Source organism: Bacillus sp. FSL K6-6540 (assembly GCF_038007545.1).
Map to the genome: position 1 here is coordinate 1365102 of NZ_JBBOXH010000002.1, position 16238 is coordinate 1381339.

At 44.1% G+C, this 16238-nt stretch carries 21 protein-coding genes and 1 pseudogene; 21 read left to right on the forward strand and 1 reads right to left on the reverse strand.

Annotated features, from left to right (window positions below; translation table 11 throughout):
* Positions 1 to 11: 11 nt before the first annotated feature.
* From MHH82_RS39340 to MHH82_RS39355, 4 genes are all read left to right on the forward strand, one after another.
* A complete protein-coding gene (locus MHH82_RS39340) occupies positions 12 to 1385 on the forward strand; it encodes a UDP-N-acetylmuramoyl-tripeptide--D-alanyl-D-alanine ligase (protein WP_072175537.1) in 1374 nt (457 codons plus the stop codon).
* A gap of 399 nt (positions 1386 to 1784) precedes the next feature.
* A complete protein-coding gene (gene cshA / locus MHH82_RS39345) occupies positions 1785 to 3269 on the forward strand; it encodes a degradosome RNA helicase CshA (RefSeq protein WP_003246685.1) in 1485 nt (494 codons plus the stop codon).
* Between the two features lie 172 nt (positions 3270 to 3441).
* Complete coding sequence (locus MHH82_RS39350; protein ID WP_003234318.1) at positions 3442 to 3921, forward strand: PH domain-containing protein; 480 nt, start codon at positions 3442 to 3444, stop codon at positions 3919 to 3921.
* Positions 3911 to 5392 (forward strand): PH domain-containing protein, encoded by a 1482-nt coding sequence (locus MHH82_RS39355; RefSeq protein ID WP_021481704.1) that lies wholly within the window; start codon positions 3911 to 3913, stop codon positions 5390 to 5392. The genes MHH82_RS39350 and MHH82_RS39355 overlap by 11 nt, the downstream gene beginning before the upstream one ends.
* Before the next feature lie 196 nt (positions 5393 to 5588).
* Here MHH82_RS39355 and MHH82_RS39360 read toward each other — a convergent pair whose 3' ends face one another.
* Positions 5589 to 6188 (reverse strand): rhomboid family intramembrane serine protease, encoded by a 600-nt coding sequence (locus MHH82_RS39360; RefSeq protein ID WP_041850724.1) that lies wholly within the window; start codon positions 6186 to 6188, stop codon positions 5589 to 5591.
* A gap of 94 nt (positions 6189 to 6282) precedes the next feature.
* Between MHH82_RS39360 and acpS the strand changes: the two genes are divergently transcribed.
* The 17 genes and pseudogenes from acpS (at position 6283) to MHH82_RS39445 (ending at position 16229) form a co-directional block, all read left to right on the forward strand.
* Positions 6283 to 6648, forward strand: a complete 366-nt coding sequence (acpS, locus tag MHH82_RS39365; protein WP_015252768.1) for a holo-ACP synthase — start codon at positions 6283 to 6285, stop codon at positions 6646 to 6648.
* A gap of 165 nt (positions 6649 to 6813) precedes the next feature.
* Entirely contained in the window at positions 6814 to 7830 is a 1017-nt protein-coding gene (locus MHH82_RS39370; protein WP_003234282.1) for a LolA family protein, read from the forward strand.
* Positions 7831 to 7944: 114 nt separating this feature from the next.
* Positions 7945 to 9114 carry an alanine racemase gene (gene alr / locus MHH82_RS39375; protein ID WP_015252766.1) on the forward strand — a complete coding sequence of 390 codons (1170 nt, stop codon included), beginning with the start codon at positions 7945 to 7947 and terminating at the stop codon, positions 9112 to 9114.
* Positions 9115 to 9229: 115 nt separating this feature from the next.
* Positions 9230 to 9511 carry a type II toxin-antitoxin system antitoxin EndoAI gene (gene endB, locus MHH82_RS39380; RefSeq protein ID WP_003225183.1) on the forward strand — a complete coding sequence of 94 codons (282 nt, stop codon included), beginning with the start codon at positions 9230 to 9232 and terminating at the stop codon, positions 9509 to 9511.
* Positions 9512 to 9515: 4 nt separating this feature from the next.
* The gene (gene ndoA / locus MHH82_RS39385; RefSeq protein ID WP_003156187.1) at positions 9516 to 9866 is read left to right on the forward strand and encodes a type II toxin-antitoxin system endoribonuclease NdoA; all 351 of its coding nucleotides are present in this window, start codon (positions 9516 to 9518) and stop codon (positions 9864 to 9866) included.
* Positions 9867 to 9981: 115 nt separating this feature from the next.
* Positions 9982 to 10806 carry an RsbT co-antagonist protein RsbRA gene (gene rsbRA / locus MHH82_RS39390; protein ID WP_009966610.1) on the forward strand — a complete coding sequence of 275 codons (825 nt, stop codon included), beginning with the start codon at positions 9982 to 9984 and terminating at the stop codon, positions 10804 to 10806.
* Positions 10807 to 10810: 4 nt separating this feature from the next.
* On the forward strand, positions 10811 to 11176 hold the full coding sequence (rsbS, locus tag MHH82_RS39395; RefSeq protein WP_003225190.1) for an RsbT antagonist protein RsbS: 366 nt from the start codon (positions 10811 to 10813) through the stop codon (positions 11174 to 11176).
* A 3-nt stretch (positions 11177 to 11179) separates the two neighbouring features.
* A complete protein-coding gene (gene rsbT, locus MHH82_RS39400) occupies positions 11180 to 11581 on the forward strand; it encodes a serine/threonine-protein kinase RsbT (RefSeq protein WP_003225192.1) in 402 nt (133 codons plus the stop codon).
* An 11-nt stretch (positions 11582 to 11592) separates the two neighbouring features.
* Positions 11593 to 12600: a phosphoserine phosphatase RsbU gene (rsbU, locus tag MHH82_RS39405; protein WP_014478900.1), complete on the forward strand. Its 1008-nt coding sequence runs from the start codon at positions 11593 to 11595 to the stop codon at positions 12598 to 12600.
* Positions 12601 to 12668: 68 nt separating this feature from the next.
* Positions 12669 to 12998, forward strand: a complete 330-nt coding sequence (gene rsbV / locus MHH82_RS39410; protein ID WP_014475877.1) for an anti-sigma factor antagonist RsbV — start codon at positions 12669 to 12671, stop codon at positions 12996 to 12998.
* On the forward strand, positions 12995 to 13477 hold the full coding sequence (rsbW, locus tag MHH82_RS39415; RefSeq protein ID WP_021481702.1) for an anti-sigma B factor RsbW: 483 nt from the start codon (positions 12995 to 12997) through the stop codon (positions 13475 to 13477). The genes rsbV and rsbW overlap by 4 nt, the downstream gene beginning before the upstream one ends.
* Complete coding sequence (gene sigB, locus MHH82_RS39420; protein ID WP_003246715.1) at positions 13443 to 14231, forward strand: RNA polymerase sigma factor SigB; 789 nt, start codon at positions 13443 to 13445, stop codon at positions 14229 to 14231. The genes rsbW and sigB overlap by 35 nt, the downstream gene beginning before the upstream one ends.
* Positions 14231 to 14830 carry a phosphoserine phosphatase RsbX gene (rsbX, locus tag MHH82_RS39425; RefSeq protein WP_021481701.1) on the forward strand — a complete coding sequence of 200 codons (600 nt, stop codon included), beginning with the start codon at positions 14231 to 14233 and terminating at the stop codon, positions 14828 to 14830. The genes sigB and rsbX overlap by 1 nt, the downstream gene beginning before the upstream one ends.
* A gap of 110 nt (positions 14831 to 14940) precedes the next feature.
* The gene (locus tag MHH82_RS39430; protein ID WP_120027795.1) at positions 14941 to 15057 is read left to right on the forward strand and encodes a hypothetical protein; all 117 of its coding nucleotides are present in this window, start codon (positions 14941 to 14943) and stop codon (positions 15055 to 15057) included.
* Positions 15058 to 15072: 15 nt separating this feature from the next.
* A pseudogene (locus tag MHH82_RS39435) lies at positions 15073 to 15365 on the forward strand (hypothetical protein).
* Positions 15362 to 15802 (forward strand): EVE domain-containing protein, encoded by a 441-nt coding sequence (locus tag MHH82_RS39440; RefSeq protein WP_049139597.1) that lies wholly within the window; start codon positions 15362 to 15364, stop codon positions 15800 to 15802. The pseudogene MHH82_RS39435 and the gene MHH82_RS39440 overlap by 4 nt, the downstream one beginning before the upstream one ends.
* Positions 15786 to 16229: a MarR family winged helix-turn-helix transcriptional regulator gene (locus tag MHH82_RS39445; protein ID WP_014475883.1), complete on the forward strand. Its 444-nt coding sequence runs from the start codon at positions 15786 to 15788 to the stop codon at positions 16227 to 16229. The genes MHH82_RS39440 and MHH82_RS39445 overlap by 17 nt, the downstream gene beginning before the upstream one ends.
* The last annotated feature ends 9 nt before the right edge of the window (positions 16230 to 16238 follow it).

Genomic DNA, 16238 nt, shown 5'->3' on the forward strand with positions numbered 1-16238 from the left:
AGGGACCTAACTTGATTAAGCGAACAGTAAAAAACATTGCCGAAATGGTTGAAGGCACACTAGCAAATCCGCAATATGAACAAACAGTCATTCATGGAGTGGCAACCGATACAAGAAAACTGGAACAACATCAGCTCTTTATTCCGCTGAAAGGGGAACGTTTTGACGGCCACTCTTTTGTGGAGCAGGCTTTTGAAGCTGGTGTAGCGGCTGTTCTTTGGGATCGGTCAGTACCAAATCCGCCCGAGAATCACGCCGTCATTTTAGTGGACGATACCCTTACTGCACTTCAGCAACTTGCAAAAGCCTATTTGCAGGAGCTTGGCACGCGTGTCATCGGAGTAACCGGAAGCAATGGCAAAACGACAACAAAAGATATGATTCACGCCGTACTGGGGACCCAGTACCGTGTCCACAAAACTGGAGGAAACTTCAATAATCATATCGGTTTGCCGCTGACAGTTTTAGCGATGCCTGAAAATACGGAGATCGCCGTATTGGAGATGGGAATGAGCGCCAAAGGAGAAATTGACCTCTTGAGCCGCCTGGCAAACCCGGATGCGGCAGTGATTACGAATATCGGCGAATCGCATATGCAAGACCTCGGCTCTAGAGAGGGCATCGCGGAGGCGAAGCTTGAAATCATAAACGGGCTTAAAGAAGACGGAGTGCTGATTTATATCGGGGACGAACCGCTTCTTCAAAATGCATACAGCTGCCAGACGAAAACGTACGGTACGGGAACGCATAATGATTATCAGCTTCAGGATGTCAGCCAGAGTGAGGAAGGAACCCATTTTACAATCAAAGGGATAGAAAAAACGTTTTTTATTCCGATACTCGGCAAGCACAATGTGATGAACGCCATGGCTGCAATTGCTGCAGGGGCTTATTTTGGCATCGCGCCTGAGGATGCGGCAAAAGGACTGAGCGGCCTAAAGGTAACCGGGATGAGGCTTGAACTCATCAAAACAGACAGCGGCCTTTCGATAATCAATGACGCTTATAATGCGAGCCCGACTTCTATGAAAGCTGCCATTCAATTGACAGAAAGCCTTGAAGGCTACGGCAAAAAAATGCTCGTGCTCGGTGATATGCTTGAACTCGGCGATCTTGAAGAAACGTTCCATAAAGAGTGCGGCGCTGTGATCAGCCCTGAGAAAATTGACCGCGTCTTTACGTACGGAAAACTGGGAGCTTTTATCGCGGAAGGCGCCCTGAAACACTTTGAGAAAGACCGCGTCAGCCATTACACTGAGAAAAAAGATCTCCTCCAAGCTGTGAAGGAAAACGCATCAAAAGGCGATTTGATTTTATTCAAAGCGTCCAGAGGTATGAAGCTTGAAGAAATCGTTAAAGATTTAATAGAGAGCCCGCTTTCATAAGAAAATATTTTGCGAAAAAACGCATATTGCATCATAAAATAACATGATATGCAAACACTAATGTATGCCGGCCGAAAATTATGTATATCTGGCCGGCTGCGGCTATGATACAATATATATAGGTTATTTCGCGATACGAACATATTCGTCCGGACTTTTCATCGTGACCCGAAGTTCTCCGCTGGATTCTTGGGAGCGGATGGAGCAGCAGCCGGCATATTCGAGATGCCGATCTGCTTCTCATCTTATTGAAAAACAAATAGTGTAATGGTAAGATAAAACTTAAAGTAATTCGGGCTTTGTATACGGATGGATCCTGTCCTTCTTGTCTAAAGGGCAGTTTTATAAGTGGTAAATCACGACATTACTGAAACAGCAATTAGAAGGAGTTTGAATAATTTGACTATAACGTTTCAAGATTTTAATTTAAGTTCTGATCTCATGAAAGCAATTAATCGTATGGGATTTGAAGAAGCAACACCGATTCAGGCACAAACGATACCGCTCGGACTTTCAAATAAAGACGTCATTGGACAAGCGCAAACAGGTACAGGTAAAACAGCTGCGTTTGGTATACCCCTTGTTGAAAAAATTAACCCCGAGTCTCCTAATATTCAAGCAATCGTAATCGCGCCAACCCGTGAATTAGCCATTCAAGTATCTGAAGAATTGTATAAAATCGGACAAGATAAACGTGCGAAGGTTCTTCCTATTTACGGCGGACAGGATATTGGACGGCAAATCCGGGCGTTAAAGAAGAATCCGAATATTATTGTCGGAACACCTGGACGTCTTCTTGACCACATCAACCGCCGCACCATTCGTTTAAACAATGTAAATACCGTTGTAATGGATGAAGCGGATGAAATGCTGAACATGGGATTCATTGACGATATTGAATCTATCCTTTCAAACGTGCCAAGCGAGCATCAGACACTTCTGTTCTCTGCCACAATGCCTGCGCCGATCAAACGCATTGCAGAGCGCTTTATGACTGAGCCGGAACACGTAAAAGTAAAAGCGAAAGAAATGACGGTTTCTAACATTCAGCAGTTCTATTTGGAAGTGCAAGAACGCAAAAAATTCGATACACTGACTCGCCTTCTTGACATTCAGTCTCCTGAGCTTGCGATCGTATTCGGACGTACAAAACGCCGTGTCGATGAGCTGGCAGAAGCCCTGAACCTTCGCGGATATGCAGCTGAAGGAATTCACGGTGACTTAACGCAGGCGAAACGTATGGTTGCGCTTCGTAAATTTAAAGAAGGCGCAATCGAAGTTCTAGTCGCAACTGATGTTGCCGCTCGCGGACTTGATATCTCAGGTGTTACACACGTATACAACTTCGACGTGCCTCAAGATCCTGAAAGCTACGTTCACCGTATCGGAAGAACGGGCCGTGCAGGAAAAACAGGTATGGCGATGACGTTCATTACACCGCGTGAGAAAAGCATGCTTCGCGCAATTGAACAAACAACAAAACGCAAAATGGACCGCATGAAGGAGCCTACACTTGATGAAGCGTTAGAAGGCCAGCAACAGGTTACTGTTGAACGTCTTCGCACAACAATCAGTGAAAACAACCTGAACTTCTACATGACAGCGGCAGCTGAGCTGCTTGAAGATCATGATGCAGTAACAGTGGTTGCGGCGGCTATCAAAATGGCTACTAAAGAGCCAGACGACACACCGGTTCGCTTAACAGACGAAGCGCCGATGGTCAGCAAACGCTACAAGAACCAGCGCTCTTCTAAACGCAGAGACGGTCAAGGCGGCGGCTACCGCGGCGGAAAAGGGAAAAGCAACAACCGTTCTTCCTATGACAAAAAGCGTTCAAACGATCGCCGTTCTTCAGGTGACAGACGCCAGAAAAAATCTTACTAATTTGATCGATCGAGAGCCCAAAACATGATGTTTTGGGCTTTTTTATGTTCGCGATTTGTTATTCAGCAAACTTTCAGCTGACGGAAGCCATTTTTCTCTGTATGCTTAAGAATGAAACCTTTCTGTAAAAGAGACGTATAAATAACGACGAAAAAAAGGGAGGTAGGTATTTTTGAGAGAGCAGCCAAAAAACCAAATCAGTCCAGACGGATTAAAGGTTTGGCGACTTCAAGAGATCATCATATCCGCTGTTTGCTTGCTTATTGTCATTGCAGTTGCAGTGTTAAGCTATTATTTTCATTGGCCGTACTGGATCAGCGGCGTGCTCGGCGCAGTTTGGCTGCTGGGATCGATTGTGACGGTCTTTATCATTCCGAAGGTCCGTCATAAGGTGTGGCGATATGAAGTCCATGAACATGAAATAGATATTCAGTCAGGTATTTTTGTGGTGACACGTGTGATTGTTCCGATGGTCAGAGTTCAGCACGTCGATACGTCACAAGGGCCATTATTAAAAAAATACAACCTGGCAACGGTGAAAATTTCCACGGCCGCGACCGTTCATTCGATCCCCGCTTTAGAGATGGAGGAAGCGGATCGGCTGAGAGACTCCATTTCCCGTCTGGCGAGGGTGACTGACGATGATGTCTGAACCGAAACGCCTGCACCCGGCGGCAGTCATTTTGAATTTATGCCATACCATTATTCAAACGATAAAAAATATCATTCTGCCATTCTTTTTTGTGTATATTGTCAATTCAAACCATACTGTCCGTTTTTACGGAGCCATTGCGCTCGGTGTGCTGTTCATCTGGCTTGTAGCGGCAAGCATTATCAAATGGAGAAGGTTTACCTATCGAATTGAAGATGATGAATTTAGAATTGAAGAAGGCTTATTTGTTACGAAAAAGCGATACATATCGATTGATCGGATTCAAACAATGAATACGAGCGCGGGCCTTGTCCAGCAAATCTTTAAGCTTGTGAAGCTGCAAATTGAAACAGCAGGCGGAGGCAAGGAGGCAGAAGCCGTTCTTTCTGCTATTTCTGTTGAAGAAGCCGAACGCATCAAAGAAGCTGTCTTTAAGAAAAAAGCGCAAAGACGAGAAAATGAACTTGATGAAGAATGGCTTGAAGCTGAAGAGGAGTTGGTTCCGGTCGTTGAGGTGCAAGAGCACTATCGCATGAACGCGAAAGAATTGCTCATGGCCGCTTCTACCTCCGGCGGAATCGGAGTCATTATCTCAGCTGTATTTGCACTTATTTCCCAGCTTGATGAAGTGCTGCCAATGGATTGGTTATTCGATAAGTTTTCCTTCCTTCAGCACGCCAGTATTGGTATTTACGCGGTACTCATTTTTATCGGTTTATTTATCGCCTGGATTTTCAGCATCGCGGGCATGATGTTTAGATACGCAAACTTTCAAATCATAAAAAAAGAACAGGAACTGGTGATTTCAAGGGGAATTATTGAAAAACATCAAGTCACGATTCCGCTGCGAAAAATACAAGCCATTAAAATCAAAGAAAATATCATTCGCCAGCTTTTCGGATTTGTAACGGTTTCCATCGTCAGCGCAGGAGGCGGCGACCGGGAAAAAGAAGAAGGCGCTTTGACCATTCTCTTTCCAATGATTCATAAAAAAAAGCTTCCGCACATGCTCCGAACATTTACGCCGGAATACACGCTGGAAGAAAACTGCCGCCGCCTGCCGCGGCGCGCGTTGAAACGCTATTTGTTCCGTTCTGTCATTTTTTCACTCTTTTTGATCATCCCGTTATGTATCTTCTTTCAGCCATGGGGCTATCTGTCAGTCATCCTGCTGCCGATAGAATTGCTCTTCGGCTATCTCGCGTATAAAGAGGCTGCATGGACGATCAACGGGGACCGTCTTCAGCTGACGTCTAGATTTATAGGCAGAACAACCGCCATTGTACTGAAAAAACGAATGCAGGTCTGCAAGTTCAGCCAATCCTATTTCCAAAAGAAAGGCCGCTTGTATACCATTTCTACTTCGGTGAAATCATCGAGCCATATGGAAGAGTTAACGGTGAGGGACGTAGGTGAAGAGGATGCAGCCTTCATTTTAAAGTGGTACTCATATGAAAAAGCGGACGGTTAATACCGCCGCTCCAGCGTGTCGGCAAACCCTCGCATTCGTTGTCAGGACTGCGCTTCGGTGCTCACGAATTAGAACATTCGCTCCGCTCCTATGCTCGTCCTTCCTAGACTTCAAGGGTTTTCAATCACGCTGAAAAGATGACAAAATCCTAAAATGAAAACCATTTTAGGATTTTGTCAACAATCTGAAGCGGCGGTTAATACCGCCGCTCTTTTTTTTGCACGCATAAAAACGAAAGAAGAAACCCGCCGCATAGTCCAAACAAATGGGCCATCATGTTAATATTGGAGTTGATAAACGACATGAGAATGGCAAATGCGAGCAGTGTGATGATCATTTTGGAATGCTCCTGCCCAATTAACTCATTGCGAAAAAGAACCATAAACAGGTATACGCCAAATAGCCCGAAAATGGCGCCTGAAGCCCCGACATGCACGTAATCAAGCGGCTCTGTAACATAAGTGCCGATATTGCCGATGATGCCGGAGCCGGCGTATACAAGAAGGAAACGCGCTTTTCCCAGCATGCGCTCCAAAGCCGGGGCAAATAAAAAGATGGACATGGAATTAAACAGCAGATGTGTGAAACCGGCGTGCAGCAAAATCGGTGTGATAAGCCGCCACCATTCACCGTTTGCGACACCTAGATTATAGCCTGTGACGGTATCCCTCCATAACACGACTGAATGGGCAGGAAGTGAAAAAAACAGCCAGAGAACAGCTTGCAAAGCCAATATAAAGGTGACAACGGGGTAAAGCCTGATAAATGTTTGAAAATTTTCAGTCCGTATAAACATTCCGAGCCCCTTTTCTTCATTTTGGTATATCTATAGTAACACGTTTATGAGACAAACCATTTAAATAGTACGTACGCAAAGGAGGTTATCATACATGATTTACGGCATTGGGCTGGACATTACCGAGCTTAAACGGATCGCCTCTATGGCTGGGCGCCAGAAAAGGTTTGCCGAGCGGATTTTGACGCGAAGCGAGCTTGACCAATACTATGAGCTTTCAGAGAAAAGAAAAATCGAATTTCTCGCGGGCAGATTCGCGGCAAAAGAAGCTTTCTCGAAAGCATTTGGCACCGGCATTGGGAGACAGCTCAGCTTTCAGGACATTGAAATTAGGAAAGACCAAAATGGCAAGCCCTATATCATTTGCACGAAACTGAGCCAGGCTGCCGTTCACGTATCAATCACTCATACAAAAGAATACGCTGCCGCGCAGGTTGTGATTGAAAGGTTGTCAAGCTAGTTTGCATATTAGGGAAACCCCACTCATATATTTGATAGTGCATTAAGGGAGACAAGTTGTTTGAGGCTTTTATGGTACGCATCTGTTCTGCCTAAACGTGTACCGAGCGTACCGTTAAAGTCAAACAAGCGATTTCTTCCTTTTACATCAATTGAGAAAAAGGGGTTGAAAAAGGTGAGAAAAAGCTTTGTTTTGCTTTTAACGGGACTGCTTGCTGTTCTTATTCTTTCTGCCTGCGGGCAAAAAACACAGCAAGATATTGTGGCCGGGTTAGATGAAAAGGCGAAAGAATACACCTCGTACAAAGCAAAAGCGAAAATGACCATCGAGACAGGGAGTGAGCCTCAAGTATACAATGTGGAAATCTGGCACAAAAAGCCGTCTCTGTACAGGGTTTATTTAGAAAATCCGAAAAAGGACCAAAACCAAGTCATTTTACGAAATGAAAACGGAGTATTCGTTCTCACGCCGTCTTTAAATAAGAGCTTCAGATTTCAAAGCGATTGGCCGAACAACAGCAGCCAGGTTTATCTGTTTGAATCGCTCGTAAAGGATGTTCAAAACGATTCGGATGCAGTTTTCACAGCGAAAGAAAAGAAATACGTATTTGAAACAAAAACAAACTATCAGCATAACAAAATGCTGCCCACGCAAGAAATCACATTTAACAAAAAAGATATGAGCCCGTCATCTGTCAAAGTGATGGATACTGACCGGAAAGTGATGGTCAAAGTAGAATTCAGCAGCTTTGAATTTAATAAACAATTTGATAAAGAATCATTTGACGAAAAGAAAAATATGACTCTTTCTCAAATGGATGTCGCCACAAGCGCGAAGCCTTCCGATACATTTGCGGTCAAAACGCCGCTGGAACTGCCGCTTGGCGTCAAGCTGCTTGAAGAAAAAGATATATCTACTGAAGACGGGAAGCGCATCATCATGACCTACGGAGGAGAAAAATCATTTACGTTAATTCAGGAAAAAGCCCAGATTGCCAAGGCTTCCTCCTCCGTTACGCTGAACGGCGAACCGGTAAATCTCGGCTACACTATCGGCGCCCTGTCGGATGCATCATTATCATGGACATATGACGGCGTAGATTACCTTCTCTCTTCTAAAGATCTTTCTAAAGAGGAAATGGTGACAGTAGCGAAAAGCATGCAGGGACAATCATCGAAATAACCGCCAAAGGCCAAACATGATTTGGCCTTTTTTTCGTTAGACATCGTTTCCCTTTAGCCTTTAATTTTAGTATGATATGTAAATGATATTGAATAAAAGCTAGGAAGTGTCGTAATGAGCACAAAACCTTTTTACAGAGATACGTGGGCGGAAATTGACTTGTCCGCGATAAAGGAAAATGTCAGCAATATGAAAAAACATATCGGTGAACATGTCCACTTGATGGCAGTTGTGAAAGCAAACGCCTACGGTCATGGTGATGCAGAAACAGCAAAGGCTGCTCTTGACGCAGGTGCTTCATGCTTGGCCGTGGCCATTTTGGATGAAGCGATTTCACTGCGCAAAAAGGGATTGAAGGCGCCTATATTGGTGCTTGGCGCGGTTCCCCCGGAGTATGTGGCAATCGCTGCTGAGTATGACGTGACCTTAACAGGTTATTCTGTTGAATGGCTTCAGGAGGCAGCCCGCCACACGAAAAAAGGTTCTCTTCATTTTCATCTGAAGGTCGATACGGGGATGAACAGACTTGGTGTAAAAACAGAGGAAGAAGTTCAGAACGTGATGGCCATTCTTGACCGCAACCCTCGTTTAAAGTGCAAAGGGGTATTTACCCATTTTGCGACAGCGGATGAAAAAGAAAGAGGCTATTTCTTAATGCAGTTTGAGCGTTTTAAAGAGCTGATTGCTCCGCTGCCGTTAAAGAATCTGATGGTCCACTGCGCGAACAGCGCCGCCGGACTCCGGCTGAAAAAAGGCTTTTTTAATGCAGTCAGATTCGGCATCGGCATGTATGGCCTTCGCCCGTCTGCTGACATTTCGGACGAGATACCGTTTCAGCTGCGTCCGGCATTTACCCTGCATTCGACGCTGTCGCATGTCAAACTGATCAGAAAAGGCGAGAGCGTCAGCTACGGAGCCGAGTACACAGCGGAAAAAGACACATGGATCGGGACGGTGCCTGTAGGCTATGCGGACGGCTGGCTCCGAAAATTGAAAGGGACTGACATCCTTGTGAAGGGAAAACGCTTGAAAATTGCCGGCCGAATTTGCATGGACCAATTTATGGTGGAGCTGGATCAGGAATATCCGCCGGGCACAAAAGTCACATTAATAGGCCGGCAGGGGGATGAATATATTTCCATGGATGAGATTGCAGGAAGGCTCGAAACCATTAACTATGAGGTGGCCTGTACAATAAGTTCCCGTGTTCCCCGTATGTTTTTGGAAAATGGGAGTATAATGGAAGTAAGAAATCCTTTATTGCAGGTAAATACAAGCAATTAACTTACCTAAATGGAGAATTCATAAAACAGCTTTGCTTGAAGAGTGAATAATGGTATCATTATCACTGGATGGATAAAAGAGTCGTATCCGTAAGTTTGGTGGAGGTGTATGTTTTTTGTCTGAATCCAGCGCAAGAACCGAAATGAAAATCAGCTTGCCCGAAAACCTAGTAGCTGAATTGGATGGTGTAGCGATGCGGGAGAAACGAAGCAGAAACGAACTGATATCACAAGCAGTGAGAGCGTATGTCAGCGAACGAACAACTCGTCACAACCGTGATTTGATGAGACGCGGCTATATGGAAATGGCGAAAATCAACCTGAATATTTCTTCTGAGGCTCACTTTGCGGAGTGCGAGGCTGAAACGACAGTTGAGCGCTTAGTCAGCGGAGGATAATCATTTGATTGTGAAACGCGGCGATGTTTATTTTGCTGATTTATCTCCTGTTGTTGGCTCAGAGCAAGGCGGGGTGCGCCCGGTTTTAGTGATCCAAAATGACATCGGAAATCGCTTCAGCCCAACTGCTATTGTTGCAGCCATAACAGCACAAATACAGAAAGCGAAATTACCAACCCACGTCGAAATCGATGCAAAACGCTACGGTTTTGAAAGAGATTCCGTTATTTTGCTGGAGCAAATTCGGACGATTGACAAGCAAAGGTTAACGGATAAGATTACTCATCTGGATGATGAAATGATGGATAAGGTTGATGAAGCCTTACAAATCAGTTTGGCACTCATTGATTTTTAGACATATTTGCAGGTTGCTCAAATAGAGCAACTTTTTTTGTTTTCAAAAAACATAAACGATATAATAGTGAAATAACGAAAAAAATATGTTGTTTTTTATTGGGAGGTAAGCGAATTTGATGTCGAATCAGACTGTATACCAGTTCATTGCCGAAAATCAAAATGAACTGCTCCAATTGTGGACTGACACACTAAAAGAATTAAGCGAGCAAGAATCCTATCAGCTGACTGACCAAGTGTATGAAAATATATCTAAAGAATATATCGACATTCTGCTGCTGTCTGTTAAGGACGAAAACGCTGCTGAAAGCCAAATCAGCGAACTGGCGCTTCGAGCAGTCCAAATCGGACTGTCTATGAAGTTTTTGGCTACTGCGCTTGCTGAATTCTGGAAGCGTCTCTACACGAAAATGAATGATAAGAGATTGCCAGATCAAGAGAGCACGGAATTAATCTGGCAGATTGACCGCTTTTTCAGCCCGATTAACACAGAAATTTTTAATCAATACTCAATCTCATGGGAAAAAACAGTATCTCTGCAAAAAATCGCACTGCAAGAGCTGTCTGCCCCGCTTATCCCGGTGTTTGAAAATATCACTGTGATGCCTCTTGTCGGAACAATTGATACCGAACGCGCGAAACGAATTATGGAAAACCTTCTTAATGGCGTCGTCAAACACCGTTCCCAAGTCGTGCTGATTGACATTACAGGTGTCCCTGTCGTCGATACGATGGTTGCCCATCATATTATTCAGGCATCAGAAGCTGTAAGGCTTGTCGGAGCAAAATGCCTGCTGGCCGGAATCCGTCCGGAAATTGCTCAAACAATCGTCAACCTGGGGATTGATTTATCCCAAGTTATAACTAAGAATACCCTGCAAAAAGGAATTCAAACAGCATTGGAAATGACGGATCGAAAAATCGTTTCATTGGGGGAATAACATTTTGAGACATCCGAAAATCCCGATCTTGAAACTGTATAATTGCTTATTAGTATCCATTCAATGGGAACTTGATGACCAGACAGCATTAACTTTTCAAGAAGACTTATTAAATAAAATATACGAAACAGGTGCTAACGGAGTCGTCATTGACCTGACATCTGTGGATATGATTGATTCATTTATCGCGAAAGTGCTGGGCGACGTCATTACAATGTCTAAGTTAATGGGGGCTAAAGTCGTCTTGACCGGCATTCAGCCCGCTGTGGCAGTGACGCTGATTGAACTTGGAATCGCGCTTGAGGAAATCGAAACTGCGCTCGACTTAGAGCAGGGGCTTGAGACATTGAAGCGGGAATTGGGGGAATAGCGAATGAACGACCAATCCTGTGTAAAAATCATGACAGAATGGGATATTGTGGCCGCCAGACAGCTGGGACGAAACGTTGCGAAAGAACTGGGTTTCGGCACGGTAGACCAGGCTAGAATTACAACGGCTATTTCAGAATTAGCCAGGAATATTTATTTATATGCCGGCAAAGGGCAGATTGGAATTGAACAGGTCGCAGACAGAGGAAAAAAAGGCCTGAAAATCATAGCGGAAGACCAAGGGCCGGGAATTCCTGATATCCGAAAAGTCATGGAAGACGGGTTTTCAACGTCTGGAGGACTTGGTGCGGGACTTCCCGGGGTCAAAAGGCTGATGGATGAATTCAGCTTAAATTCCGTAGCGGGGGAAGGAACAGAGATACAAGCCATCAAATGGCTTCGGTAGGAGGTAAGAACGTGGATTTTAGGGAGGTTATTGAGCAGCGGTATCATCAGCTGCTTAGCCGATATATAGCCGAATTAACAGAAACATCTTTATATCAAGCCCAAAAATTCAGCCGAAAAACAATCGAGCACCAAATTCCTCCGGAAGAAATCATCAGCATTCACAGAAAAGTGCTGAAGGAGCTGTATCCAAGTCTCCCGGAAGATGTGTTTCATTCGCTGGATTTTTTAATAGAAGTCATGATTGGTTATGGAATGGCTTATCAGGAGCATCAAACCCTTAGAGGGATACAGCAGGAAATCAAATCAGAAATTGAAATCGCGGCAAATGTCCAGCAGACGCTGCTCGGAACTAAAGTTCCCCAGGAGGAAGCGCTGGATATCGGCGCCATCAGTGTTCCCGCTAAACAGATGAGCGGTGATTACTACCACTTTGTCAAAGACAAGGAATCCATCAATATCGCAATCGCGGACGTGATCGGAAAAGGCATTCCAGCGGCTTTATGCATGTCCATGATTAAATACGCGATGGACTCTTTGCCGGAAACGGGCATACACCCTTCTCAAGTGCTGAAAAATTTGAATCGTGTTGTTGAACAAAACGTTGATGCCAGTATGTTTATTACGATGTTTTATGCGAATTACAATATGGACAATCATCAATTTACATATGCTTCAGCGGGACATGAACCGGGATTCTATTATTCTCAAAAGGACAACACGTTTTACGATTTAGAGGCCAAAGGACTCGTTCTCGGCATCTCGCAGGACTATGACTACAAACAATTCGATCAGCATCTGGAAAAGGGCGATATGATTGTTTTATTTTCTGATGGCGTCACAGAATGCAGAACGGAAAACGGTTTCTTGGAGCGTCCTGATCTGCAGAAGCTCATTGAGGAACATATGTGTTCCTCCGCGCAGGAAATGGTCAAAAACATTTATGACAGCCTCCTCAAATTGCAGGATTTTCAGCTTCACGATGATTTTACGTTAATTGTTTTGCGGAGAAAGGTTTAACGTCTGCCAGACGAGGGTATAAAGCAACTAGTGATTAGTGATTTGAAGGAAAATTTGAGGTGATACGAATGAATATAAATGTTGATGTGAAGCAAAACGAGAATGATATACAAGTAAACATTGCAGGAGAAATTGATGTATACTCAGCCCCGGTGCTCAGAGAGAAGCTCGTTCCTCTGGCAGAACAAGGAGCTGACTTAAGAATTTGCCTGAAAGATGTCAGCTACATGGACAGTACCGGATTGGGCGTTTTTGTAGGGACCTTTAAAATGGTGAAAAAACAAGGCGGTTCGCTGAAACTTGAAAATCTTTCTGACCGGCTGATCCGACTGTTTGACATTACAGGCTTGAAGGACATCATTGATATTTCTGCAAAGTCAGAAGGTGGAGTGCAATGAAGAATAATGTTGATTACATCGAAATGAAAGTGCCGGCCCAACCTGAATATGTTGGAATTATAAGACTGACGCTATCAGGGGTCGCAAGCAGAATGGGCTATACGTACGATGAAATTGAAGATTTGAAAATCGCAGTCAGCGAGGCGTGCACAAATGCGGTTCAGCACGCTTACAAAGAAGATAAAACTGGGGAAGTGTCAATACGATTCGGTGTGTTTGAAGACCGTTTAGAGATTATTGTGGCGGATGAAGGAGACAGCTTTGACTTTGATCAAAAGCAGCAGGATCTAGGGCCGTACACACCTTCGCACACAGTTGATCAATTATCAGAAGGAGGGCTCGGTCTATATTTAATGGAAACGCTCATGGATGAAGTCAGAGTGCAAAACCACTCCGGCGTCACCGTAGCGATGACAAAGTATTTAAATGGGGAGCGAGTTGATCATGACACAACCATCAAAAACTACGAAACTAACTAAAGATGAAGTCGATCGGCTCATAAGCGATTACCAAACAAAGCAAGATGAACAGGCGCAGGAAACGCTTGTGCGGGTGTATACAAATCTGGTTGACATGCTTGCGAAAAAATATTCAAAAGGCAAAAGCTTCCACGAGGATCTCCGCCAGGTCGGCATGATCGGGCTGCTAGGCGCGATTAAGCGATACGATCCTGTTGTCGGCAAATCGTTTGAAGCTTTTGCAATTCCGACAATCATCGGTGAAATTAAACGTTTCCTCAGAGATAAAACATGGAGCGTTCATGTGCCGAGACGAATTAAAGAACTGGGTCCAAGAATCAAAATGGCGGTTGATCAGCTGACCACTGAAACACAAAGATCGCCGAAAGTAGAAGAGATTGCCGAATTCCTCGATGTTTCTGAAGAAGAGGTTCTTGAAACGATGGAAATGGGCAAAAGCTACCAAGCCTTATCCGTTGACCACAGCATTGAAGCGGATTCGGACGGAAGCACCGTCACGATTCTTGATATCGTCGGATCACAGGAGGACGGATATGAGCGGGTCAACCAGCAATTGATGCTGCAAAGCGTGCTTCATGTCCTTTCAGATCGTGAAAAACAAATCATAGACCTTACGTATATTCAAAACAAAAGCCAAAAAGAAACTGGGGACATTCTCGGTATATCTCAAATGCACGTCTCGCGCTTGCAGCGCAAAGCTGTGAAGAAGCTCAGAGAGGCCTTGATTGAAGATCCCTCGATGGAGTTAATGTAATGATCCAGGTTGAAGAAAATGAGCATATTCAAACTCTAGTATATCAACTGAATAAAGAAGGGAAATCGATTTGCGGTGACAGCTTTTTTATGAAAGCTGATGATAAGGAGTTAATTTGCGCGGTTGCTGACGGACTGGGAAGCGGATCACTTGCTAACGAATCCTCTGCAGCCATCAAAGACTTAGTGGAAAACTATGCGAGTGAAGACGTAGAAACAATTATCGAACGCTGTAATCAGGCGATGAAAAACAAAAGAGGCGCTACAGCATCTATCCTGAAAATCAATTTTGAGCAAAGGCAGTTTACGTACTGCTCTGTCGGAAATGTACGGTTTATTCTGCATTCCCCGTCTGGTGAAAGCTTTTATCCTCTGCCGATTTCGGGCTATTTATCAGGCAAGCCGCAAAAATACAAAACGCACACCGCCACCTATGAAAAGGGTTCAAAGTTCATTATACATACAGATGGACTCAACGTACCTGATATCCGCTCCCATTTAAAAAAAGGCCAATCGGTAGAAGAAATATCGAATTCGCTGAAAATGTATACGACATCGAGAAAAGATGACCTGACCTATATTCTCGGACAGCTGTCCTAAAAAACCAGAAAAAGAAGCTGGACATCCGGCTTCTTTTTTTTTGCGGTTGACTATTAATAAGTGCGCTTATTATAATTAATAAGTGAACTTATCATTCTGGGAGCTTATGGATGTGGAATTATGAATACACAGCGATAGCTGATGCGGATGTGGGAAAACCTGGAACTGTTATCAGGAAACAGAAACAATGGATCAATGGGAGACGGGTATTGCATCAGATTCTTTGAAAGGACAATTTCAAAATGGAACGGAAGGAACATTGCTTCTGCAAGGAAAAACAATTCTCTTATGGCTTGAGCATGTGGAGAAACATCGGGCGTTTTCTGTCATGGTCAACATGCCCGCATAGCAATGTAAAAATGGAGTTTTTTCACGTGCTTCAAAAGCAAAAAGAAGATTTGCGTATCACATATGGAATTGTATTAGAAGGCGCTGAAGCAAAAAGTGGGGAGAAATCATTGGGACTGAACTGTCTAAAGACATGCCGACGGCTGTCAGCAGGCTTGTCCATCTTTACGGAGGAGTGATAAAATGAACACAAATTACTGGATCGGCGTTGTGTCAGAGCAGCATGTATTAAAAGGCGCTGCCGGCGGTTTTGCACAGCTGTGCCATGGAAAAAAAGCCCCGCTCGCCAAAATGAAAGAGGGAGATTGGCTGATTTATTATTCTCCGAGAGACGCATATCCAGACGGCAAACTGCTGCGAAGCTTTACTGCGATCGGCAAAGTAAAAAGCGGAAACATCTATCCGTATCAAATGGCTCCGAATTTTATTCCATACCGATTAGATATAGACTATTATCCATGCCATAAAATCGGTTTTTACGACATTAAATCAAAGCTTGAATTTGTTCAGGAAACCAAGCATCTTGGCTTTTTATTTCGCAGTGGACACTTTGAAATAAGCAAAAAAGATTTTTTGACAATAGCACAAGCGATGGGAGTTAACATAAGTGGAATGGCACTCTAAATTTAGCGGTCCGAACACAAGCCCGGGCTTTTTATTATGGCAGGCCACGCAAAGCTGGCAGCGGAAAGTGGGAAAAGCATTGGCTGAGTTTGACCTGACCCACGTTCAATTTGTTCTGCTGACCTCGTGCAAGTATATGATTGCTCACGGAGAAACCGTCACGCAAAAAAAACTTGCAAGCTTCAGCCAGACCAATATCATGATGGTTTCGGAGGTTGTGCGGACGCTTGAGAAAAAAGGATTTATCGAAAGAAGCAAAAATCCCCAAGATAAAAGAGAGGTTCTCCTGTCTCTTACAGAAACAGGAGGAGAAAAAGTAACAGCGGCTTTGCCAATTGTTGAGAAGATTGATCAAGCCTTCTTTGCAGCTGCGATGAAAAAAGAGAATTTTCTGAGCGGATTACAGGAACTATTGAAACATGAGTAAAGAGACGGG

What these genes read in the sequence shown, in the direction of transcription:
- MHH82_RS39355 (WP_021481704.1), top strand. Translation starts at nt 3,911, where the DNA reads ATGATGTCTGAACCGAAACGCCTGCACCCGGCGGCAGTCATTTTGAAT.
- MHH82_RS39360 (WP_041850724.1), bottom strand. Translation starts at nt 6,188, where the DNA reads ATGTTTATACGGACTGAAAATTTTCAAACATTTATCAGGCTTTACCCC.
- acpS (WP_015252768.1), top strand. Translation starts at nt 6,283, where the DNA reads ATGATTTACGGCATTGGGCTGGACATTACCGAGCTTAAACGGATCGCC.
- alr (WP_015252766.1), top strand. Translation starts at nt 7,945, where the DNA reads ATGAGCACAAAACCTTTTTACAGAGATACGTGGGCGGAAATTGACTTG.
- rsbT (WP_003225192.1), top strand. Translation starts at nt 11,180, where the DNA reads ATGAACGACCAATCCTGTGTAAAAATCATGACAGAATGGGATATTGTG.
- rsbV (WP_014475877.1), top strand. Translation starts at nt 12,669, where the DNA reads ATGAATATAAATGTTGATGTGAAGCAAAACGAGAATGATATACAAGTA.
- rsbW (WP_021481702.1), top strand. Translation starts at nt 12,995, where the DNA reads ATGAAGAATAATGTTGATTACATCGAAATGAAAGTGCCGGCCCAACCT.
- sigB (WP_003246715.1), top strand. Translation starts at nt 13,443, where the DNA reads ATGACACAACCATCAAAAACTACGAAACTAACTAAAGATGAAGTCGAT.
- rsbX (WP_021481701.1), top strand. Translation starts at nt 14,231, where the DNA reads ATGATCCAGGTTGAAGAAAATGAGCATATTCAAACTCTAGTATATCAA.
- MHH82_RS39430 (WP_120027795.1), top strand. Translation starts at nt 14,941, where the DNA reads ATGTGGAATTATGAATACACAGCGATAGCTGATGCGGATGTGGGAAAA.
- MHH82_RS39440 (WP_049139597.1), top strand. Translation starts at nt 15,362, where the DNA reads ATGAACACAAATTACTGGATCGGCGTTGTGTCAGAGCAGCATGTATTA.